Here is a 23335-nt window from a genome sequence, read left to right as displayed (position 1 = left end):
TTTTCATTAATTACTCCGCTTCCGCATTTTGCAAGTCAGCGACATCAGTCAGATAAGTGGCTTCATCCAACAAATCTTCCGAATGTGCGACATAAATCGCAGTGGCGCTATCACCAACCACGTTTAGGCTAGTAACGAGCATTTCGATTGGACGATTAATGGCTAAAATCAATGAATACGTCGCAATCGCAATCTCAGTGTTATAGTTTAAACCAGTTAAAATAGTGAAAAGGATAATTCCGCCAGCGCCAGGTGCCGCCGGTGTACCAATAGATGACATTAAAGCTAAAATGGCAATCAAGGCAATATTAGCTGGTGTCACTTCATAACCAGCTACGCCCGCCACAAAAATAGCCGCAATTACTTGCATAATCGCTGTGCCGTTCATATTAATAGTCATTCCTAACGGCAAGACAAAGGCGGCAACATCGCTGTCGACACCTAACTCTTCAACCGTTGTTTTTGTATTTAACGGTAAAGTGGCTGCCGAAGAAGAAGTAGAAAATCCAAAGACCACAACTTTCATAATCTTTTTAATAAAAGGAACAGGATTTAATTTTGTCGCAAATAAGATAAATAATGGGTAACCGATCATCAAAAAGGCTAAGAGCGTCGCTGTCGTGGTTACGACGTAGACTAACGCTGGTTTTAAATAATCAATCCCGTAAGAAGCAAACGTCCGAACTAACAACATAAAGACGGCGATAGGAGCAAATTTAGTAATTACAAAGGTTAAAAATAACGTGACCATCGCATTGACTTCTTCAATTAATTTTTTGAAAACACGAATTTTATCCCCTAATGCATTAATACATAAACCAGTAATCACTGCCAACACAACAACGGCTAAAATCGCACCGTTGTCGCTAAATGCAGAACCGATATTTTTTGTGACAGCATTGACAATCACCATTAATGGGTTGCCGCTCGTACTTACTTCGACAGGAGCTAGCGTTTCAGATAACGACACATTAAAAGCGCCAGTTAAATATACGCTATAGCCCACAATTCCAGCCGCTAATAGAGCAATCAGTGACATCGATAAAAAGCCAAAAATCGTTTTATAGGAAATTCGTCCTAATTTTTGCGTATCGGTAATATGACAAATGGCTAAAGTAATTGAAGTAAAGACCATCGGCACAATCACTAATTGTAGGCCGTTGATAAATAGTTGACCAATAATATAGAAAAGCCCAATTGCAGATTGTCCTTTTTCAGGATCTGAAATATCTTGGAAAAGAATCTGATTGATTGTCTGCCACACAGCGCCTTGATTGCTGCGAATAAGGTGCTCTCTTAAAAATAAAAAGCCGAGCCCAACGATTAATCCTCCCACCAATGAAATCACCATTTTTTTGGTAAATGAGATACCTTTCACTTCACGTTTTTTCTTTTCCACTTTGTTGCCTCCCAAATAAATTGATTAAGCACCGCGCAAAAAAAAGCCTTGCACACAAAAAAAGGGCAAGACATCTCGTATCATTCACTATACAAAAATACAGAATTTTACAGAACTTTGCCTTGTTAGCCTCTCGGACTATCTTAAAGGTACTTTTCCACATAATAAGGGAAAGTAGAAATAATGTCAATTGTTAATGTTAGTCATTGTGAAAAACTCATAAAAATAAGTGTTTAAAGGTTTGGAGGGTAAGTTTTAAGTATGATAAAATTAAATAGTGTGAAGGAGTGAATAGGGTGAAAAGTAATAAATATAGTGATAAGAAAATACAAGCTGAATTAGTTAATGAGGTTGAGAAATGTTACTATTTAATAATTGATAAGCTAAATAAAGAAGAAATTCTATTTGAAGATCATGTTTTAATGAATTTAACAAAAAATTATATAGAAAAAATACAAACAATAATTGACCTTTCTTATTTAGGAAGAGGAGAATCCATATCTATTTTAACAAGAGCATCTATTGAGACTTACGTAAGCATTATTCATATACTGAATGGAGATACAGAAAAATTAGCGACATCATACTACTTAAATCAAAAAATTCAAGTAATTAGAACTATCATTAGATCATCGGACAGTGAAATTATATTAAAACCAGAAGAATTGAATCAACTTCAAAAAATATCTTCATCTATAAATTCATATAAAGATTATTTAAAATATTATGAAGATAAATGGTTTTCACTTTTTGAAGCTAATCCTAATAAAATCGCGGAATATAAAAGAAAATGGTATTCATTAGATTGGAAAATTAAATCTTTTACACAATTGATGCAGCATATAGGAATAAAAAAAAATATAGTAAATTTTTATTATGGTTTAACATCTATAGATGTACATGGCATGAGTGGTATTGGAATAATTGAGGAAAATATCATGACGTGGAAAGTCATACCAAAATACATGTGTTATATATTTATAGAACAAAACATAAGTAATTTAGTATATAGTTTGCTTGAAAGATATGACTTAATGGAAGATAAAGAAATATCGGATATTTGTACAAAAATAGTTAATTCAATGACATTCATTAATGATTAAAAGCATAAATCGCAATAAATAATCTACAAAGGAGGTATTTTTATGAAAGTCACTCAACTTTCTAGTGAAACCCTTGACCGAGCGCATGAACGTTTTGAAGAAACACTTGCGCAAATGACCGTTGCCGAAGCAAACACGATGCCCGCTCCATTAATCAAGTCTGTTACTTGGCTGATGTGGCACACAGCCAGAGAATTAGACCTACAAATTTCCGCACTTAATCATAGTGAACCGTTATGGCTTAGCCAACACTGGACAGAAAAATTTGCCTTGGATTTGCCAGATGAGACAGAAGACTGGCATCACACACCAGAAGAAGCGGCGAAAGTCGTGGTGGCAGAAAAGCAATTGCTTAGTGACTATTTGGCTGCCAGTGTGGCACTTACCAAAAGCTATTTAGACCAAATCAAAGAAGAACAATTGTCAGACGTGATTGATAAAAATTGGACCCCGCCGGTGACTAGACAAGTGCGTTTAGTTTCAGCGATTGATGATGCAGTGATGCATTCTGGGCAAGCCGTTTATACACGAAGATTAGTCATTAGAAAATGATAAATAAGCAAAAACAAAAATGCTTCTGCTTAAGCAGGAGCATTTTTTATTGAGAGAAAAATACATAAAAATAATGAACGAAGAACTGTCCACTTTTTCCCTAGTTGAAACGTTGTATAAGTGAAAGGAGAAATCAGATGAAAAAGGAGGCAAATTTTGACGAAGTACTATTTTCTTTGGGGCAAGAAGTCATCCAAGTCTTGATTCGCCGAGGAGCAAGTCTTGAAGATGCACAAGATGCAGTGTCGCAAACGTATACAACGATTTTTTCAATATTACCTGAAATTACATCAGAAAATCTACGCCCGTGGTTTTTCCGAGTAACATTTAATTACTACATTACGATGTATCGAAAAAAGAAACGAGAACGCACTTTTGTGGCAAACAGCCATCCTGTGCAATCAATAGAAAAAATGGAAGGCCAAGAGCTACTATTATTGATCGATTCCTTAAAAGATGAGGAACAAGAACTATTACTTTTGAAATATTATTATCAATTATCGTATGCCGAGATTGCGTTGATTTTAGAATTATCTGTTGAAAATGTTCGCAAAAAATTGTATCGCACACGTCAAAAATTAAAAAAAGAACTGGAGGAATAGAAGTGGATTTAAAAAAAAGTATTCGTAAAGCGAAAAGAAAACAATTTATCGTGATTGGTGCCATAACCGTTGTTAGTTTTGCCGTATTGTTTGTCGGTTTTTTTGTGGGAATGGATAAACTTTCGACGAAAAACTATCATACCCTACTAGAAGTAATTAATGATCAAGAAATGATTGCTTCACCAAACACTCAATTAGATTCCCAAGTAATTGCTAATAGTTCGCCTTTTGGGGGCGAAGTTGTGACCAATCGTTCAAAAAATATTGATGGTTACACGGTGGAGTGGAGTAATTTACGTAGCAGATATAGCTTTTTCAGAAATTCGATTGACTGGAATGAAGTCTATCCTGGTAGCTATTATTCTTCTAAGAATTTTTATGAATACAACCGACAAACCAAGCAGAAAGTAGCATCTTTTTATAACCCAGCGATTACCAATTACTATGGTGGTATCAAAAACGAATTAAGTGAATTAGATAAAATGGAAAACCAAGTAGCGGAAGTGGCGATTTCTTTTGATAAACCTTATTCATATGAAGAAGTCCGCAAAATGTTACCGAGCAATGTCAACTTAGTTTGGCTCTATGTTTACTCCGAAACGGTTAATGAAAAAGAGGGGCCTTCTGGTACGCTGCCTTATGGTTTTCAATTAAGCATGGACGATCAAAATGAAATATTTGATCCTGAAAATGACAAGCAACACTTTTTTGAAACCTTAGAAAAATCCCCCATGTTTGCTGACAACCAAGAAGGCCAAAAGTTTATCCAACAAAATAAAAATAAAAAAGTCGAAAAATTACCTGTTTGGGGAGTCATGCTCACCGGACAAACTAAAAATTTCAAAGCCTTACAAAATGAACCTTTTGTTCGTGGTGCTTCAATTGGCGTGACCGCACCTATCGTTCCTTATATTCAGCCAGAGAAATAAACGTTCTTCAAAACTCTAAGCCTTCCGACTGATTTTGCTTCAACGATATTGTCAGTAAAAATAGAAAACGTTATAATAGAATGGATCACAGGAAGTGCTTCTACAATGCGTGGGAGCACTTTTTTTACTTATCTATGAGGAGGGCAAGTGAATGTTTTTTAATTTTATTGGGTTAACGTTATTTTTTGGTATCGGGATCTTAGTTGCGAATGGCGCCAAAATTGTAGCGAATAAAGGGAAAAAGAGTAAGGGGACCATTCTATTAATGGCGATGGAATTGCTCTTGTTAGGTATCTTTTTATTTGTGACTTTGCCAAGTAAAAATCTTTCAACCGTGTTATGGATTAATCTGATTGGTGCAGTGATTGCTAGTGGGGTGTTATTAAGTACACGCTTAGCTAGTAAAGTCGAAGTTCCTGGTATCCAAAAGGGCCGCAAAGAAGTAGGAAAGAATACCAACAAAACGGCTAACAAAGACTGGTCTGGCAAAATTTTGGGTGTTGCCGTTTTGGCAATGATTTTGTTGACTATTGTCAGTAGTATTACCAGAATCTCTTCTATTGATGAAATTTATCAAACGATTCCTTTAAAAACGGAAGAAAAAGCTGAAGTTTTAACTTCGGCGAAAGAAACACCCATTGCGATTGCACCACAAACGGCGAAACGAAAAATGTTACAGAAATTTTCTGTCATTCCCAATTCCAATATGTTTACTTTGGATGGTATAACGGCACAAGTTGTCAATGGCGAGTATGTTTATGTAGCAACAGTCGAATTTAATGGCTTCTTTAAATGGCTAAAACTGGGGGAAGTACCTGGCTATTTCATCATTAGTGCGACAGATATCAACGCACAGCCAGAATTTGTAGAAAAACCAATTGTTTATACTCCTTCAGCTTACTTTGGCAAAGATGCCGCACGAAAAATTTATTCCGCTTATCCAGGTTATGCAGCAACTGGCACAATCAATTTAGAGTTGGACGACCAAGGGAATCCTTACTATATTCAAACGCTTTACAAAGAGTATGGGGTTTCTGGTCGCATGCACTATAATGAATTTAAAACGGCGGTATTAAATGCTACAACAGGAGAAGTTAACGTTTATGACAGTCAAAAAGCCCCAAGTTTCGTTGATGCGCCGATTACTAGTTCAGCGGCGAATAGCTTAAATGAATTCTTTGGTCGTTACAGTCAAGGTTGGTGGAACCAGACAATGTTTGGTGCCAAAAAAGATGTTAAAATTCCAACTGAAAATGGTATTTATGCATCAGGACAAATTACGCCGATGATGAACAAGGAAGGGAACCAGTTGCTTTATTTTACGGACTTTACAAGTAGTGAAAAAGACCAAGATTCCGCTTTAGGTTACTCCTTAATCAATGCCCGAACAGGTCAAGTTACGTATTATCGTGATACTAAAGTCGGCATTATGGATAGTGATGGCGCCATTTCTATCGCTTCAAAAATTTATCCAGAAAAGAAATGGAAAGCTAGTATGCCAGTCCTTTATAACATTGATGGCGTGCCAACGTGGATTGTTTCGTTAATGGACAGTAAAGGGATTTTCAAAAAATATGTCTATATAAACGCCGTAGATAATGATATTGTGATTGATGCAGACACGGCACAAGGCGCATTAGACGCTTATCGAATTGAGTTAGTAACCAAAGGAAGTAACAATGAAAATACAGACAAAGCCAACTTGAAAACGATGCAAGGGAAAGTAGCTCGTGTCTCAGTAGTAGCTGGGGAAGCGCAAACGGTAGTTTCATTTTTACTAGAAGATGAAAAAACCATTTTTAGCGTAACGACTAATAACAGTCCGCTGGCGCTATTCTTAAAAGAGGGCGACCAAGTGACATTTAAAGCCGTAGTGACTGAAAATGCTAAAGCAGCGAATGTTGAAGAATTGAAAATTGCAGGATTAAACTAAATAAAACACCTCTTTTCTATAGAAAAGAGGTGTTTTATTCTTGGAAAAGAAGAAAAATCCACTTATTTCTGCTATGATAAGAGAGAAAAAGAATACGAAGGAGCTTCGCCCATGCGCAACATAAAATTAACCATTGAATATGATGGTAAAAGATACTCAGGTTGGCAACGACTAGGCAATTCAGAGAAAACGATTCAAGGGAAAATTGAAAGTATTTTAACACAAATGACGGGTGAACCGATTGAAATTATTGGCTCAGGCAGAACGGATGCCGGCACACATGCACGTGGTCAAGTAGCGAATTTTAAAACGACTAGTTCACTAACAACAACCGAAATGTTATCCTTTTTAAATCGATATTTACCTGGCGATATTGTTGTTAAAGAAGTTACAGAAATGCCTGAACGTTTTCATGCACGGTATAACGCCACAGGCAAACAATACAGCTACTATGTTTGGAATAGCCCAATTCCTAATGCCTTTGAACGGTATCATAGTTTTCACTTTCCCAAAGCGTTGGATCAAGAAAAAATGGAACAAGCTTGCCAAAAATTAATAGGGACCCATGATTTTATTGGCTTTTCAGCATTGAAAAAAACCAAAAAATCGACTACTCGAACGATTGAAAAGATTACGATTGAAAGAAACGGCGAAATGTTACAGTTCACTTTTGTGGGCAATGGTTTCTTGCATAAAATGGTCCGCATCCTCGTTGGGACACTTTTAGAAATTGGTGCAGGCACCAAAGAATTAGCGATAATTGATGAATTGTTCGCAACAAAAGTCCGAGAAGGCGCAGGTGAAACGGCTCCTGCACAAGGATTGTTTTTAGATGAAGTGTATTATAAATAACAAAAAAATAAATTTTCTTTAACCACACCAATTAAAAAGTTGAACTTCATCTAAAAAGTACTAACGTTAAGAAGAGATTAACAATAGAAAGAGGTCATTTTTTTGCTATCTTTACTTATTTCTGTCAAAAAATTATTTTCATCTTTTTTAGGTATCTTAAAAAAAGAAGACACTCGTGCCTTGTTCTTTTTACTGGCAACCACGTTGTTGAGTGGGACCATTTTTTATTCAACAGTGGAAAAATTGTCGCCATTAGATTCTTTATATTTAAGTTTCATGACGTTAACCACGATTGGTTATGGAGATGTGCATCCAGTTACTGACTTGGGAAAAATTTTCACCATGGTTTATGCTACAGTAGGCTTGGGGATTATGGCTATGTTTATTTCGGTCGTAGCAAAATCCTACTTGTATTCTAAACAAAGTCATCACCACCATCACCATAAAAACAAAGAACATTCAGCGGAAAAGTCTTCAGAAAAATAGACGAAATTGATGAGTTGACCAAGTGTTTCTCGAAAAATGAAAGTTTTTTGAGAAACACTCTTTTTTTATCTTAATAATTATGGTAGTATGTCCCAAACTGTATTTTATTTTAAAGGAGCGTGAAGTGAATGGTCAAAGCGATTCGGAAATTATCGTTAATTCAAAAAATCATGATAGGGATTGTGATTGGAACCACCTTGGGTTTCTTGGTGCCAGAATGGACCTTCATCAGCGTTCTTGGTGAATTGTTTGTGGGCGCCTTAAAAGCAATTGCGCCGATTTTAGTTTTTGTCTTAATTATTGCGTCGCTAGCCCAACAAAAGGCTGGGGCGAAAACATATGTTGGATCAATTTTAGTTGTGTATCTGTTAGCGACATTTTTGGCAGCTGTTGTTGCCGTGACGGCAAGCTATCTGTTTCCCGTTAAGATTGTCTTGGAGGCGGCGCAAGAAGCGCAAGCAGCCCCAACGCAACTTAGTGATGTTTTAAGCAATGTGTTAACAAGCGTTGTCCAAAATCCGATTCAAGCGATGATTGAAGGCAATTATTTATCTGTTTTATTTTGGTCCTCATTAATCGGTATTGGGCTACGTCAAAGTTCGGTCGCTACCAAGGATGTGATTGCCAATCTTTCAACAGGGATTACCACGGTCGTTCAAATGATTATCGGCATTGCACCAATTGGAATTCTAGGTTTGGTGTTTCATTCGGTGGCAACAACAGGCATTGCAGGGTTAGCCAAGTATGGTCAGTTACTATTATTGTTAATTGGTACGATGGCCGTGGTTGCTTTAGTCGTTTATCCAGCGATTGTTTTTTGGAATATTCGGCAAAATCCGTATCCGTTAGTCTTTTTTGTATTAAAGGAAAGTGCGATTCCCGCATTCTTTACACGCAGTTCTGCGGCCAATATTCCCATTAATATGGAATTGGCGAAAGCAATGGATTTAAATGAAGAATCTTATGCGGTCTCTATTCCGCTAGGCGCAACGATTAATATGGGCGGCGCAGCCATTACGATTACCATTATGACATTAGCGGCAGTCCACACATTAGGCATGTCCGTGCCAATCTATTTAGCATTATTGTTGAGTATCATCGCCGCTGTTTCTGCTTGTGGGGCTTCAGGAATTGCTGGTGGTTCCTTGTTGTTAATTCCGCTTGCATGTAGTTTGTTTGGCATTTCCAATGACATTGCCATGCAAGTCGTCGGCGTTGGCTTTATCGTCGGCGTAGTCCAAGATTCCATTGAAACAGCGTTGAACTCTTCTAGTGACTTGTTGTTTACCACCTCAGTTGAGTTAGCAGACCGACGTAAAAATGGTGAAATTATTGATGTCAAAGCGTTAATTGGCAAAAGTCAATTGGTGGTCGAACAAGAAAATATTTAAAAGAAAGGAACAACCCGCTAAAATGCGGGTTGTTCCTTTCTTTAATAATCTCGGCCCCATTTTTTTCAGGGGCCACTGAAATTATCGACCATTTTGTGAAGAAAATCCTCTCTATAATAAAGGTATCAAGTAAATAGGAGGTACACGAAATGAAATGGTATCAACTTTCCTCAACAAAAGTAATCGAGCAGACTAAGACGAAGCAAACGGGTCTTTCTAGTGAAGAACGTCAGCAACGTTTACAAACGAATGGTCCAAATAAAATTGAAGAAAAACAACAACTGAAAACGTGGCAAAAGCTAGCCAAACATTTTACAGATTTACTAATGGTGGTCTTACTCGCTGCCGCAATTCTAAAATTTGCCACAGGCGAAGTGGTCGAAGGAAGTATCATTTTTCTAGTGGTACTTGTCAATGGCTTTGTCGGTTATTGGCAAGAGCGTAAAGCAGAAGAATCATTAGACGGCCTGAAACAGATGATGGGCCAAGAGGCAGTCGTTCTAATTGATGGACAAAAAACAACCGTTTCTTCTGAAACATTGGTTCTGGGAGATGTAGTCACGTTACAAGCTGGTGATGTAGTCCCAGCAGATTTGCGCTTATTTGATGTTCATAATCTGATGATTGAAGAATCAATTTTGACAGGTGAATCAGAAGCCGTGGAGAAAATTACCAGTTCCTTGAATGAAGAATTGCCAACAGGCGATCAAAAGAATTTGGCTTTTTCAGGAACACTTGTCCAAGCAGGTTCGGCCTTAGGTGTTGTAGTAGAAACAGGAGATTCCACTGAAGTTGGAAAAATTAATCACGCGTTGCAGTCAGTAGATCAAAAAACAACGCCGCTCGTACGGAAAATGCACCAATTAAACAAGCAAATTTTCCAAGGGATTATGGTCTTGATCGTGTTTCTGATTTTCTTTACCACTTTTCGTCATGGCATGGAATGGAGCCTCTTATTTTCTGCGATGATTGCATTAATTGTAGCAATGATCCCAGAAGGCTTACCTGCTGTGTTAACGATGATTTTATCGATGGGTGTTCATGAGATGGCTAGAGAAAATGCGATTATTAAAGGCATGCCTTCCGTTGAAACATTAGGTTCAATGACAGTTATCTGTTCAGACAAAACAGGAACACTAACTAAAAATGAAATGACGGTAATGGATGTAGTGACTGAAGAAATGACCATTGTCAAAGAGATTATGGCCAACTGTCAAGAATTGAAATTACAAGACCAACAAAAAATCGCCGACTTGCAAGGGAATCCTACCGAGTTAGCTTTACTACAATATGTTGATCAGGATCAACTGTCTTTACGCCCTGTAGAAAAGAAAATTCCGTTTAGTTCAAGTTACAAATACATGGCCACTCGCCATCCGCAAGCAGAAGGTTCAATTATTTATGTCAAAGGTGCGCCAGAAGTATTGTTACAACTTTCTACGTTATCTGATAATCAAAAAGGTGCTTGGCAAGCACAAGCTGCGCAATTAGCGCAAAAAGGACAACGGGTATTAGGTTTCGCTTATAAGGCAGTTACGTCACAACAGGAACTGACACATGAAACATTGTCAGGATTGACGTTTGCTGGACTGGCAGGCATCATCGATCCGCCAAAAGAAAGTGCCATTCAAGCCGTCAAAGAATCTCAAGAAGCAGGTATTTCCGTCAAAATGATTACTGGAGACCATAAAGATACCGCGCAAGCCATTGGCGAGCAAGTTGGTTTAAAGCATACGAAAAAAGTCCTTGAAGGATTAGAAATTGATGCTATGTCAGATGAAGAATTAGCTCAGCACGTTCAAAAAGTCGATGTATTTGCACGAACGACGCCAGAACATAAATTACGAATTGTCACGGCTTTACAAAACAATGGTGAAATTGTCGGGATGACCGGCGATGGCGTGAACGATGCGCCAGCACTAAAGAAAGCCGATGTCGGAATTGCCATGGGAATTAAAGGAAGTGAAGTAACCAAACAAGCCGCAGATATGGTTTTGGCAGATGATAATTTCCATACGATTGCTAAAGCCGTGAAAGAAGGACGCCGCATTTTTGATAACTTGAAAAAGACGATTACCTTCTTCTTGCCAACCTCTTTAGCACAAGGTTTAATTGTTGTCTGGGCGCTTTTAATGAATCATCCTCTACCGTTGACACCTGTCCAGATATTATGGGTAAACATGGTAACTACGATTACTTTGTCTTATGCATTAGGTTTTGAAAAAGCGAGTGCTGATACCATGAAACGACCACCAAGAGATGTCAACGAAGGCATTTTAACAAAGTACAGTATTTTTAGAATCATCTATGTGTCGGTACTCATTATGGTACCAGGTTACCTCATGGCGTTACAATTTGAGGGCCAAGCCTTACAGCAAACGTTCCTCTTACAAAGTATCGTCTTAGCGCAAGCAGCGTATATGATCAACTGTCGTAAGTTGGTTGATCCGTCGTTAAGCACAGGATTTTTCCAAAATAAAGTGTTGTTTGCTTCATTAGGAATCCTCTTTTTACTACAAGCGCTAGTAGTTTACTGGCCAGTAGCGCAGCAATTAATTGGCACAACTTCTTTAAATGGCCTTCAATTAGCAATGATTTTCGTCCATGTTGTGAGTCTGTTTTTCCTTGTTGAAGGGGAAAAATATATAACCAAACGATTCATGACGAAAGAAAGCCAAAAAACTAGCGAATGTCCTCGCTAGTTCCTTTAAAAATAAGAATGAAGAGTGAGCTCTGCTAGTCGGCGGAGTTCATTTTTTGTTGGAATTAAAGAGAGATAAAAGACAGGAAGATCAAGATGATCCAAGGGGAAATTGGAAATAATTATGTCGGCTTCATTTAACGTCAACTGGCTTAGTTCCACATATTCAATAGCTTGTAATTTCACACGAGTACCTAAATAAGCAGCTAATTCTTGTTGTAAAAAAGCTTTCCAAGCAGGTTCCCCTTGAAAGAGGAAATAGGCAGTCATCGTTTGCGCCTGAATGGAATAAATGGCTTGTTTTTCTAACAAAGAAGCCAAACTAAGAAAATAAGTTGGTTCTTCAATCGTGGTGTAGCGAGATAAAATCTCCAAAAGTTCTTGGTTGCTCTTTGATAACGCAAGGTCCTCTGCGGCTTGTTCGGTCATTAATTCTTGATATTCCAATTGAAATTGCTCAGAAAGTGTTGGGGACTCGGTATATTTAATGAATAACAATAACAGATTATCCAATAAATTTGTTTGGATTAAATCAGGCCGGGCTTCTTCAGTGGACAAATTAGTGACAAACTGCTGTAACGACTTTCGCAGCTGACTGTAATGAGTGTGGAGCGCAGAAGCCAACGTTTCGCCATAGACATTATCGTAATTCCAGCTTTCTAAGAAACAAAAGAAGGCAAAAAAACTTTCTTCTCCTTGCAAATAGATGCCTTCAGAAGCATAAAGTTTTGCCAAGGACGGTTGATAAAGTTGAAACAAGACATCTTTTGAGTCAAAAGAAAATTGACTCACTCGGCAATTGGCTTTGTTGCGAATCGTGTTAATAAAAAACCAACAAGCGCCAAAAATTTCTTCCGTTTCCACCGTCAACTCACTATTGTAAACTTGTTTCAAAAATTGAAAATAATGCTCCTCATGAATAGAATAATCGTCAAAAAAATAATTATTATGAGTAAAAGGCACCAACAAACGGTGATAAAAAATCCGAATATTGCTTTCTGCCCCGATTAGCTGAATGGTCGTCGTGGTTAGCTGAATCGTTAAATGAAAATCACGTAAGGCCAGATTCATTTTTTTGATATGTCGCTTCAAAGTTTCATAAGAAACACCACTAGTGCTCAAAAAAGAAGTTGTCACTAACTCTTTCGTAAATAGTAGCTCTTTTAATAGTTGAATACTAATGGATTGAGGTAAAAATAATGACCAAAGCTCATTGGTTTGCGCATTCCCCTGATTGCGTAACCGAATACCACTGCTATCGGTTTCAATGGACCAGTCGGCGGGTAATTGACTGCGAATATACTGTAAATCCGAAAAAACGGTTCGCTCTGTCGTTTGGATTTGCGTGGCTAAACGCTTGGCTGTCAGCTGAGGAACATTTAACAACTGTTCCAACAAACGAATTTGCCGAAGCAAATCTTTTTCCGTTATCACACGTTTTAACATGGAGTACATGGCAAAACCTCCTTTTGCTTAAGAATACGGATAAAAAGGGGATTGGTCAATTAAAAAAAGAAGCGAATCGTCATTCGCTTCTTTTTATTCACTATACAAAAATATCAAATGTATGCAAAACGGCTGACAATAAAATGGTTACAACAGCCATTCCTGATACAAAGCCGACAGCACCAGGAACAAACGGAGGTAATCGTTTAGCAATATAGCTACCGACAGGGGCCGCACTGATTCCTGCTAAAACGGCGATGGTCAGGGAAAGCCAAAAGCCACCACCCATCATTAAAATCACACCAGGAACAATACTGACCAGTGGCATAAACGTTGGATACCAACCTTCTTCAGCGAAATGTTTTTGATAAAGAAAAACACCAACAGCCGAAGCAATCATTTGTCCCATTAAAATGTCAGGAACCAAGCCAGAACCATTTGTAATATGATTAATATTGACAAACCAATCTGTTAAAACGCCTAGAATTACCAAACCTCCAACTAACTCATTTCCATAAAACCAAGCTTCGGAGAAGTCAGCAAAAGTGCGTCGTATTGACCATTGAAAGGTTTGCGTATTTTCAATTTTAGGTTGTTTTTGCCGCTTCTGAGCGATTGGTGCAACAGAAGGAACCATCCAAGGAAGTTGATGACAGATGGCTGAAACAATCCAGCCAACAAAAGCCATTGTGGTAACGTTGGAAACTGTCCCAGGTACATTTAAAAGGGGCATCAATTGCGCATTCAGCCAATTGGCAAACGGAAAGGTGAAAAGCGCACTCAACAGAGAAATCGTTCCTAATTTTTTCCAGCCAGGACCATAAACGAGCGTTAAAGCTGGCGGCGTGCCGACAACCACAATAAACGTTGGTAACCACAACACTTCTTTTGTAAAAAAGCGTGTAAAATCAAAAACATAAATAGTTAAAAAGAGGGAAAGTAGCTGAGAAGCAAGTACCCAAGGCCAAGCACCAGAACCACCAGCAATTGCAAATCCCTGCCATTTTGAATTTTTCCGATAAAGTTGCCAAGCAATCAGACCGCCGATTAGTAAGAAAAGCGTTGTAAAAAGTCCACCGTAAAATTCCCCTTCCGTGAAGTTCATAACAAAATAGATAAATTTGTAAAATCCCTGCTGATTCACTTTGGTAACTACGTCATTGTAAGGAAAAAAGTTAGACACATGTCGAAAGCCATTCATGATCCAATACAGGAACATTCCCAAAAAAATTTTTACAACAAGAGCTAAAACGGCTTCGTAATTGATCGATTTATTTTTCATATGATCGCTCCAAAAAAATGACATTTTACTAAGTTTTTGAAATTAGTTTATTTTAGCTACTAAAGCTTTTAGTGCCTCGTTAAAGACATTTGCTGGCGGATTAGTCAATCCAGCGCCAATCATACCAATCCCCGGTTCTTTATGAGCAATAGCAGTATTAATGACAGGCAGCATCCCTGTTTCTAAGACTTTTAAGACATCGATGCCTGAAGGAATCCCCATAAAATCTAAAACAGGAATCGTGACATTGGGATTTTCTTTCGTAGTAATTTCCAGCATTTCTTTTGAATAATTCAATGCTTCTGCCACTGTTCCGCCAACTAATGGGACAATTGCTGGTGCAGCTGCCATAGCAAATCCGCCAACACCATACGTTTCTGTAATAGCACTATCGCCCATATCCAAACCAGCATCTTCTTGTGTGTAACCAGCAAACATCGGACCAATCACCCGTTGGGCAGGCCCCGTAAACCAGTGATTTCCGCCAATTCCACTGACACGAATTCCAAATTCGACCCCATTGCGACACATGGTGGTGACAATTGTACTATTCTCCACATTATGACCAGCATCTAACGCACATTTAGCGGCACCCATCCAAGTTGGACCAGAAAAATAGTCAGAACTGCCAAGAAATTCAAATACTTCTTTTAATTGTTCACGAGAAAAATCAGTTTGAACCATGTAAGGTGTTAATGCTTGGACTAACAACGTACTTCCGGCTACATTGCGATTATGGCACTCATCGCCCATATGCAAGGCTTGCGAAAGCATTAAGCGTAAATCAATGCCTTCTGGACAAAAAGTCATGGCATCATGAAGTAATGGACCTAAAACATCGCGCATCCAAATCAGGCGATCCACGACGGATTGATCATTTGCACCAAATCGTAAAACTTTCGCCAATTGTTCACTTAAATTAGTAAAAGCCGTGTTGCCGTACGTTTCATTTTTGATAATATGAACGTACATGTTCGGAGAAGTCACGCCAGCCATGGAACCAACGGCATCATGTTCATGACAAGGAGAAAACGTAATTGCGCCAGAACGAGCAACCCGATCGGCATCAGCTAGATCTTTTGCTAATCCTTCAAAAACAAGCGCTCCTTGAACGGCACCTTTCATCGGTCCGCACATATTTTCATAAGTAATGGGTGGCCCAGCATGTAAAATGGTCGTTTCAGTCATATCGGGCATGACATTAGTGGAAAAAGTCGAGATAAGATACGTAAATACTTTATGTCAAAATTTTTTACAGATCATATGGCAACTTATAAAAAGCGCCCGATTTATTGGCAATTTGATTCAGGAAAAGCGAATGGTTTTAAAGCGCTAATGTATTTACATCGGTTTGATGAAAATTTATTAGGACAGCTTCGCACAGAATATGTTACAAAATTAAGTCAAGCTTATAATTCTCGTATTGAACTACGTGAAAGTCAAAAGATGTCGACTACGAATGCTGGAGAAGTCACTCGTTATGAAAAAGAAATTCAAAAAATCAAGAAACAGTTAAAAGAACTTCAAGAGTTTGATGAAAAATTAGGGCATTTAGCGCTAAAGAAAGTTTCTCTTGATCTAGATGATGGAGTGATTGTAAATTATGATAAGTTACAACGTGATCCAGATACAGGTGAAAAATTCTTGATTTTAACCAAAGGTGTTAAAGAACCTTAAGGAGATGTGATTATGTCAGATTTGAATTTAAATCAGATTCAGAACAGACTAAATGAACTTTTTGTAACATATGGAGAGCGTAAGCTTATTTTTTGGTTCGATCCAAAAAAAGAATTTGAAGAGGATATTATTAATGGGAAAATTGAATTAAAAGATGCGAAAGTTTTTATCCTTGAACCAAATACTCAATTTATGACAAAACGTTTCTTTGAAATTGAAGATACTGATAATAACTATTTAATCTATGCACCATTTGAAAAGATAAGTGATGACGACCAGGATAATCATTTACTAAGTATTTTGAAATATTCTAGCGAGTTTAGTGCAGATCGTATTTCATTGGTGATGACACAATTAAATATTCCAAATGAGTTACATGATGCTATGGTACATTATGCTAAATTCTTTGGTGCAAGATCACGAATTACTGCTTTTAACAAACTAATAACTACTGAAATTAAATCAAAGCAAGAACTTGAAATAGCAATGATGGCCGTCCTAACCAAAGCTAACACTGCCCAATTTTATAGTATCATTCAATCTTTACTGGTCGAATATGCGTATGAATCAAGTAGCCTGTATGAACAATTAGTGACTTTTGATTTACAGAATGCTTTTTGGAAATATGTATCTCTTTATTATGGCTTTATTTCAGAGACACCAACTATCCAAAAGTTGACAGTTTCTTTTTTTGTTAATGCTTTTTATGGGCAATTAGGACATCAAGAATTACCTATACAGTTAAAAGAGTACGAAGTTTTAGAACAAACTACAGCAATTATTTCCTTTATGGATGGGGTAATGAATGACTCTCGCTATACGCAAGCTTTCGATAAATTGAGTGGAAATACATATCGGTTAATTAGCGGAGAGAAGTTGATTTCACTGGTGCCCATTGAGGAACTTATTGCAGCTGATATTTTTGAATCTGTTCATAATAACATAATCAAGTATTATATTGGCCAGCTATTGAGTGGGGATTTAACACCGATAATTAATGGGATGACACTTTCTGAAGTTATTACATTGAAGCAGCGAGCGCACTTTGGTGCAAAGTATATTCATGAATATGAAGTAATATTGAATGCACAAAAATTGTTGAATAATACTTTTTCTTCTAATATTAACCAATTTTCAGAAGTTGTTAAAAATTATGAAAATATCTCGTTTAATATTGATCAATCTTATCGTAAATTTATTTGGCATTTTGATAAAGTTTTATCTCCAGATTTATTTACAGAACTTAAATTACGCATAGAAAAACAATACAAAATATTTTTAAATGAGAGTGCCCGTTTGTGGAATGATCTATTGTCTTTAGAAGAACGTTCGTCACTCCTTGATTTTTATGACGACTTTGCAAATAATAAAACAAAAACAGTTGTGATTATTTCTGATGCACTTCGTTATGAAATTGGGAAAGAAATTCAAGAAGTACTGCAGTATGAAAAGAAATTTACAACAAAGATGAATACACTTTTTTCTGTTCTTCCATCAGTAACGGAATTTGGAAAAGCGGCTTTGTTAAGAAGTGGACACGAAACGTATGAATATGTTGAAGGAACCGATATTCGGGTAAATGGAATGAAAACACAGGGGACTCCTGCACGAGATAAAATATTAAAAGCAAAAAATTCCAACTCTTTGGCTATTACGTATGAAGAAGTGATGACTAAAACGAATGCAAAAGAACTTCGTGAGATATTTAATGGCAAAGAAGTGATTTATCTTTATCATGATCAAATTGATAGGACAGGGGATCATGGTCAGGAATCACAAGTTTTTGATGCTGCACAAAAAACAGTTGATGAAATCAAAGCTTTAATACCATTTATTTCAAACGGAGCGAATGTTTATCGATTTTTGATCACCAGTGACCATGGCTTTATCTATACAAGATCCAAAGTTGAAGAACATGAAAAGATTGAAAATCCATCTGAATTTTCTGAAGATAGAGTAGAACGTCGGTTTATAATTAGTGAAAATCATTATGATGAAATTGGAATTACTTCAATGAAATTAGGAGAAATATTGCGCAATGATGACAAACGCTATGTACATTATCCTGAAACATCTGCTATTTTTAAAAAAGTAGGCGGGGGTCAAAGTTATGTACATGGTGGTTCTTCTCCACAAGAAATGCTTGTCCCTGTTTTAGAAGTAAACGTTTCTCGAGGATCGTCTCAAAAAGAACCAGTGAGCGTTCAGTTAATGACAGCAAAAAGAAAAGTTATAGGACTTTCTATATCTTTAGAGTTTTATCAAACGGAAGCGTTAAGTGACTCAATCACTAAAGCAAAATATACGTTATATTTTGAAGATAGTAAGGGAAACTTAATTACGAATCAACATACCTATTATGCCGATTCTACCTCAGAGCAAGCTAGTGAAAGATTTACAAATTTCACTTTTGACTTTATAAATCGTAATTATGATACAAATGAAAAAATTTATTTAGTAGTGAAAAATACAGAGACGAAAATTCAAGTGGAAAGAATTGACTTTGTAATTGATAATCCATTTGCTGGCGGTTTTGGTTTTGATATTTAGGAGGAAAGTTAGTGGATCAAGTTATATTAGATAAATTGGTGGCAAACTTTCCTGGAAAGATTGTCCGTAAAGATTTAACTAAAAAAATAAAAGAAGGAGCAAATGTTCCAGTATATGTGCTTGAATATTTGTTTGGTATGTATGCATCTTCTTTAGATGAAAATTTAGTTATAAAAGGTGTTGAAAATGTAAAAAATATTTTGGTTCGAAATTATGTTCGTCCAGATGAAGCCGAAAAAGTAAAAGCAAAAATTCGAGAGAATGGTGGCTATACAGTCATTGATAAAGTATCGGTATCATTAAATGAACGGCGAGATCAGTATGAAGCTGAATTTTCTAATTTAGGACTTTCTGGCGTACGTATTGGTGATGAATATCCCAAAAAATATGATCGACTTCTTGGTGGTGGGATTTGGTGCATCGTTCAGATGGAATATTGGTATGATGAAACGGATCAAAGAAATTCACCATTTATTGCAAAAAAAGTTGATCCTATTCAAATGCCTGGTTTGGATATTGAAGAAGTTAGGCGTGGTCGTGCTGCATTTACAGAGAAGGAATGGATTGATGTTGTTCTTCGATCGGTTGGAATGGAGCCTACACGATTTACTGAACGTGTAAAATGGTTACATTTGGCTCGCCTTGTCCCGTTGATAGAAAATAATTTTAACTTATGTGAATTAGGGCCACGCGGTACAGGAAAATCGCATGTTTATAAAGAAATCTCGCCTAACTCTATTTTAGTTTCTGGTGGACAAACTACTGTTGCGAATTTATTTTATAATATGGCTCAAAGATCTATGGGATTAGTTGGTATGTGGGATACGGTGGCTTTTGACGAGGTAGCAGGTATTAACGTGAAAGATGGAGATTTAGTTCAAATAATGAAGGATTACATGGCTTCAGGCTCATTTGCTCGTGGTAAAGAAGAAAAAAATGCATCTGCATCGATGGTATTTGTAGGAAATATCAATCAAAGTGTAGATGTTATCTTAAAAACTTCAAATTTATTTGAACCTTTCCCAGAAAAAATGCGATCTGATTCAGCATTTTTAGATCGTATGCATTGTTACTTACCAGGATGGGAAATTCCTAAATACCGGCCAGATTTTTTTACGAATGATTATGGTTTTATAACAGATTACTATTCAGAAGTAATGCGAGAATTACGTAAGACAACTTATAGTGATGCAATTGATAACTATTTTAAGCTAGGTTCACAACTAAATCAACGTGATACTATTGCTGTTAAAAAGATGTTTTCTGGACTTATCAAACTAGTATATCCTCATGGGGAATTTGGAAAAGAAGAAGTAGAAAAAGTACTTAAATTTTCTATTGAAATGAGACGAAGAGTGAAAGAACAGCTTAAAAAAATTGGTGGAATGGAATTCTTTGATGTTAACTTATCTTATATTGATTTAGAAGAAAATAGAGAAGAATATGTTTCTGTCCCAGAACAAGGAAGTGGCACACTAATTCCTGAAGGTATTGGGAAACCAGGACATGTACATGCTGTTTCAGGTGGGGCTAGTGGACGAGTGGGCGTATTTAAATTTGAAACTCAAATGATTTCTGGAAATGGTAAATTTAAAGCGACTGGATTAGGTAGTGATTCTGCAGCCAAAGAAAAAACTTATTCAGCTTATAAATATCTTAGTGCTAATGCTGCTTCAATTAGTGCATCCATATCCATTGCTAGTCATGACTTTGTATTCAATACCCAAGATCTGAATGGTGTCGGAAATCCAGAGTCTCTGACTTTACCAACAATGATTGCACTTTGTTCAGTGGCGTTGAACAAGCCAGTAATCTCCAGTATAGCCGTATTTGGTGATATAACGATTGGTGGCACTTTAGTTAGAGTTACCAACTTAGCAGATATGATGCAAGTGGCTCGTGATGCGGGTGCTAAGAAAGCGCTGGTTCCGATGGCTAATGCAGCTGACTTAGCTACAGTCCCTCCAGAGTTAATGTCGACTTTTAATATTGTTTTCTATAATTCACCAGAAGATGCTGTCTTTAAAGCACTTGGAGTTGAATAATTTACTTAATAGTAGTTAAAGAAATTTTTTATTGAGGTGCTTTCTACAATTAATATGTAAAATAATAATCAAAAATCAAAGGAAATAAGAAATATTAGAGAAGTTTAAGTTTTAGCGGAGAGAAGTTCTTCTCTCCGTTTTGATATATATAATATTGGATAGGATTCCAATTAAATCATAAATATGTTTGAAAGTAGTATATGCGACCTGTTGATTATTTAGAAAATTAATATCTCAAATAATCCTTCCCAAAATCTTCAAACACAAACCACTAACTATCTGCTACTATAAAAGAAACAACTATCATTTGGAGGAAGTATGCGTAACAGAAAAATGTGGACAATTATCGTCAGTGGGTTATTTTTAAGTAGTATCATCGCGGGAATTTCAGGAGCATTTTTAATCATTGAAGGAGAGCTAACGACTCTGCTCTGGGAGGTGTTGCCAGCGCAAATGAAGTGGCCAATCCTCTATTATTTTGTCTTGTGTGTGCTAGGAGCGTTGGTATTGAGTTATCTGAAGAAACGCTTCGGGCAAGTACCACAAACGGCGCATGAGGCGCTGACAGAATTGAAGGCGAAACAATCGGTCGATTATTCAGGTGTGTTTAGAAATTTATTGGCCACCTTGGTAATTTTAATTTTCGGGGCTGGTGTCGGTCCTGAAGCTGCATTGTTGGGAGCAATTATTTCGTTGTCAGTCTGGCAATCTGATAAGTTACGGTACCTTTATTTTCATTATGACGAGCAAGAACAGCAAGCATTTTGGACAAAAATTCAGCGCTTGCTGCATCCGCAACAGTTTGTTCAGCGCTACGATACGAGGCTCGCTCCTGCGGATAAAAAGAAACTGAAACAAGTGATGAACGGGTTATTTATTGTGAACGGGTTGGTGGTGTTTACCTTTTTAATGAAATTGGTGGGACACCCATCGTTTATTACGAAGTTAGGAACTGGAAAAATTGAAATGGCTTCGTTATGGCTGATTTTACCCGCTTTATTAACTGCTTTTGTGATTGGTAACGCCTATCAATGGTTGCAAGCTGCTCTGGCTAAACTATGCCAACCTTTTGAAGAAAAGCAAAGCATACTGGTAAGCTTTGGTGCAACCTGTATTTTTCTTTTTGTTATTTTAATGCCAAGATTACTATTTTCAGGACAATCTTTTATGCATTTAGTTCCTAGTTTTGGTAGTCAACAAGCCTGGTATATCTTGGTGGTCGCTGCGATAATGAAACTAGTATTTTTACAAGTTTGTTTACAGACAGGTTGGATAGGTGGCGATATTTTTCCCGTCGTTTTTTCAGCTATTTTAATCGGGTTTGCGGTCGCACAATTTTTCCCAACAATTGACTCGCTTTTTGTTGTCGCAATTTTTGCTACGAGTTTAACAACCCAAATCTTAGGAACGATTCTTGTACCAGGCATTTTTGTGGGGCTCTTTTTCCCAATCACGCTTTGGCCAGTTGTAGTCCTTGTGTTATTTTTACAATGGCTATTGAAAAATAAAATTATTAAGAGTAACTAGAAAAACGTCAAATCGACTTAGGGGATTAAGCCGATTTGACGTTTTTCTAATTAGAACACTCAAACCATAGTTGATAGTAATCTTGATGTTTTTTTGAAAGCAGATAGCGGCCCAATAGTTGATGGACTTGATAGCCTTGTTCTTGTAAGTAAATCAGATTTTTCTGAATTTGTTGTGGCTGCAACTGATTGCTACTTTCTTCTATACGAATCAGTTGACTATAGTAGCTTTTAGAAGCATCGAATTCCCAGTGTAAGACTAAAGGAAAAGCGGCGCTGTCTTTATTAGTCGTTGAAAAATGTTCAATAGTTTGTTCATCTGGTGATAAAACAAAGCCTAAAATACTTGGATCATTTAAGTAAAGCAAAAGATTTTCTGCTTTAGCAGGGTGGAAATAGTAAAGAGTTTTAAACGGTGGTATTTCTTCTTTCAAGACTTCCTCTTGTAGTTGGCTGACTTCTTCATATTTTTGTTGATAAGTGATTAAGTTTCTGTGAATTTGCTTTAACTGTGTAATGCGTTCTTCTAAATCTTGACGTGCATTTTCTAGTAATTTCTGGGTATCTGATAATGGGTTGGTATATAAGTTTTTAATTTCTTTAATGGAAAAATTTAAGTCGCGATAAAACTTGATTTCACAGATAGCAATCAGCTGTTCTGTTGTGTATTGTCGATAATCATTTGTATCGCCTCGAACAGAATGAATCAACCGTTCTTTTTCCCAATAGCGCAATGTGGACTTAGGAATTTTCAACAAGGAAGCAATCGTTTCTAGCGAGTAAAGATGGTCTTGGTTCATCAGCATTCACCTCAATTTTAGTATAACACAAAATTAGTTTATAAAACCGCTTTACCTTGAA

17 protein-coding genes and 1 pseudogene are annotated in these 23335 nt (G+C 37.0%); 13 read left to right on the top strand and 5 right to left on the bottom strand.

Annotated elements, in window-relative coordinates; all coding sequences use genetic code 11:
- Nucleotides 1–10 precede the first annotated feature (10 nt).
- Nucleotides 11–1414 (bottom strand): dicarboxylate/amino acid:cation symporter, encoded by a 1404-nt coding sequence (locus IGL36_RS12080; RefSeq protein ID WP_002397573.1) that lies wholly within the window; start codon nt 1412–1414, stop codon nt 11–13.
- Nucleotides 1415–1695: 281 nt separating this feature from the next.
- On the opposite strand from IGL36_RS12080, the gene IGL36_RS12075 reads away from it, so the two are divergent.
- From IGL36_RS12075 to IGL36_RS12035, 9 genes are all read left to right on the top strand, one after another.
- Nucleotides 1696–2502 (top strand): DUF5677 domain-containing protein, encoded by an 807-nt coding sequence (locus IGL36_RS12075; RefSeq protein ID WP_002397575.1) that lies wholly within the window; start codon nt 1696–1698, stop codon nt 2500–2502.
- 42 nt (nt 2503–2544) lie between these two features.
- Nucleotides 2545–3054 carry a DinB family glutathione transferase gene (gst, locus tag IGL36_RS12070; RefSeq protein ID WP_002397576.1) on the top strand — a complete coding sequence of 170 codons (510 nt, stop codon included), beginning with the start codon at nt 2545–2547 and terminating at the stop codon, nt 3052–3054.
- 137 nt (nt 3055–3191) lie between these two features.
- Entirely contained in the window at nt 3192–3656 is a 465-nt protein-coding gene (locus tag IGL36_RS12065) for an RNA polymerase sigma factor (protein WP_002383292.1), read from the top strand.
- 2 nt (nt 3657–3658) lie between these two features.
- The gene (locus IGL36_RS12060) at nt 3659–4585 is read left to right on the top strand and encodes an anti-sigma factor (RefSeq protein WP_002397577.1); all 927 of its coding nucleotides are present in this window, start codon (nt 3659–3661) and stop codon (nt 4583–4585) included.
- A gap of 151 nt (nt 4586–4736) precedes the next feature.
- Nucleotides 4737–6518 carry a hypothetical protein gene (locus IGL36_RS12055; protein ID WP_002386294.1) on the top strand — a complete coding sequence of 594 codons (1782 nt, stop codon included), beginning with the start codon at nt 4737–4739 and terminating at the stop codon, nt 6516–6518.
- Between the two features lie 111 nt (nt 6519–6629).
- Nucleotides 6630–7370 carry a tRNA pseudouridine(38-40) synthase TruA gene (truA, locus tag IGL36_RS12050; RefSeq protein ID WP_002355033.1) on the top strand — a complete coding sequence of 247 codons (741 nt, stop codon included), beginning with the start codon at nt 6630–6632 and terminating at the stop codon, nt 7368–7370.
- A 102-nt stretch (nt 7371–7472) separates the two neighbouring features.
- Nucleotides 7473–7856 (top strand): potassium channel family protein, encoded by a 384-nt coding sequence (locus IGL36_RS12045; RefSeq protein WP_002355036.1) that lies wholly within the window; start codon nt 7473–7475, stop codon nt 7854–7856.
- A 128-nt stretch (nt 7857–7984) separates the two neighbouring features.
- Nucleotides 7985–9247, top strand: a complete 1263-nt coding sequence (gene sstT / locus IGL36_RS12040) for a serine/threonine transporter SstT (protein WP_002355037.1) — start codon at nt 7985–7987, stop codon at nt 9245–9247.
- A gap of 149 nt (nt 9248–9396) precedes the next feature.
- Nucleotides 9397–11949, top strand: coding sequence for a cation-transporting P-type ATPase (locus tag IGL36_RS12035; RefSeq protein ID WP_002397578.1), 2553 nt, complete (start codon nt 9397–9399; stop codon nt 11947–11949).
- Nucleotides 11950–11954: 5 nt separating this feature from the next.
- On the opposite strand, the gene IGL36_RS12030 is transcribed toward IGL36_RS12035, so the two are convergent.
- From IGL36_RS12030 to IGL36_RS12020, 3 genes and pseudogenes are all read right to left on the bottom strand, one after another.
- Nucleotides 11955–13394 (bottom strand): helix-turn-helix domain-containing protein, encoded by a 1440-nt coding sequence (locus IGL36_RS12030; RefSeq protein WP_002397579.1) that lies wholly within the window; start codon nt 13392–13394, stop codon nt 11955–11957.
- Nucleotides 13395–13494: 100 nt separating this feature from the next.
- Nucleotides 13495–14676, bottom strand: a complete 1182-nt coding sequence (locus tag IGL36_RS12025; RefSeq protein WP_002355042.1) for a hypothetical protein — start codon at nt 14674–14676, stop codon at nt 13495–13497.
- Nucleotides 14677–14718: 42 nt separating this feature from the next.
- A pseudogene (locus IGL36_RS12020) lies at nt 14719–15879 on the bottom strand (DUF1116 domain-containing protein); the annotation flags it as partial.
- 36 nt (nt 15880–15915) lie between these two features.
- On the opposite strand from IGL36_RS12020, the gene IGL36_RS12015 reads away from it, so the two are divergent.
- From IGL36_RS12015 to IGL36_RS12000, 4 genes are all read left to right on the top strand, one after another.
- On the top strand, nt 15916–16353 hold the full coding sequence (locus IGL36_RS12015) for a hypothetical protein (protein WP_010716786.1): 438 nt from the start codon (nt 15916–15918) through the stop codon (nt 16351–16353).
- Between the two features lie 12 nt (nt 16354–16365).
- Entirely contained in the window at nt 16366–18903 is a 2538-nt protein-coding gene (gene pglZ, locus IGL36_RS12010) for a BREX-1 system phosphatase PglZ type A (RefSeq protein ID WP_002397591.1), read from the top strand.
- Nucleotides 18904–18914: 11 nt separating this feature from the next.
- A complete protein-coding gene (gene brxL, locus IGL36_RS12005) occupies nt 18915–20948 on the top strand; it encodes a protease Lon-related BREX system protein BrxL (RefSeq protein WP_129238683.1) in 2034 nt (677 codons plus the stop codon).
- Between the two features lie 318 nt (nt 20949–21266).
- The gene (locus tag IGL36_RS12000; protein ID WP_002368371.1) at nt 21267–22475 is read left to right on the top strand and encodes a chloride ion channel protein; all 1209 of its coding nucleotides are present in this window, start codon (nt 21267–21269) and stop codon (nt 22473–22475) included.
- Nucleotides 22476–22521: 46 nt separating this feature from the next.
- On the opposite strand, the gene IGL36_RS11995 is transcribed toward IGL36_RS12000, so the two are convergent.
- Nucleotides 22522–23274, bottom strand: a complete 753-nt coding sequence (locus tag IGL36_RS11995) for a MerR family transcriptional regulator (protein ID WP_010713754.1) — start codon at nt 23272–23274, stop codon at nt 22522–22524.
- Between the last annotated feature and the right edge of the window lie 61 nt (nt 23275–23335).

The organism is Enterococcus sp. AZ011 (assembly GCF_050548355.1).
Lineage (GTDB): Bacteria > Bacillota > Bacilli > Lactobacillales > Enterococcaceae > Enterococcus > Enterococcus faecalis.
Note: the sequence above shows the minus strand (reverse complement) of the source record. Positions and strands in the feature narration are given on the sequence as shown.

Coding starts and splice junctions, on each gene's coding strand:
- gst (WP_002397576.1), top strand. CDS start 2,545: ATGAAAGTCACTCAACTTTCTAGTGAAACCCTTGACCGAGCGCATGAA.
- IGL36_RS12065 (WP_002383292.1), top strand. CDS start 3,192: ATGAAAAAGGAGGCAAATTTTGACGAAGTACTATTTTCTTTGGGGCAA.
- IGL36_RS12055 (WP_002386294.1), top strand. CDS start 4,737: ATGTTTTTTAATTTTATTGGGTTAACGTTATTTTTTGGTATCGGGATC.
- truA (WP_002355033.1), top strand. CDS start 6,630: ATGCGCAACATAAAATTAACCATTGAATATGATGGTAAAAGATACTCA.
- sstT (WP_002355037.1), top strand. CDS start 7,985: ATGGTCAAAGCGATTCGGAAATTATCGTTAATTCAAAAAATCATGATA.
- IGL36_RS12035 (WP_002397578.1), top strand. CDS start 9,397: ATGAAATGGTATCAACTTTCCTCAACAAAAGTAATCGAGCAGACTAAG.
- IGL36_RS12030 (WP_002397579.1), bottom strand. CDS start 13,394: ATGTTAAAACGTGTGATAACGGAAAAAGATTTGCTTCGGCAAATTCGT.
- IGL36_RS12025 (WP_002355042.1), bottom strand. CDS start 14,676: ATGAAAAATAAATCGATCAATTACGAAGCCGTTTTAGCTCTTGTTGTA.
- IGL36_RS12015 (WP_010716786.1), top strand. CDS start 15,916: ATGTCAAAATTTTTTACAGATCATATGGCAACTTATAAAAAGCGCCCG.
- pglZ (WP_002397591.1), top strand. CDS start 16,366: ATGTCAGATTTGAATTTAAATCAGATTCAGAACAGACTAAATGAACTT.
- IGL36_RS12000 (WP_002368371.1), top strand. CDS start 21,267: ATGCGTAACAGAAAAATGTGGACAATTATCGTCAGTGGGTTATTTTTA.
- IGL36_RS11995 (WP_010713754.1), bottom strand. CDS start 23,274: ATGAACCAAGACCATCTTTACTCGCTAGAAACGATTGCTTCCTTGTTG.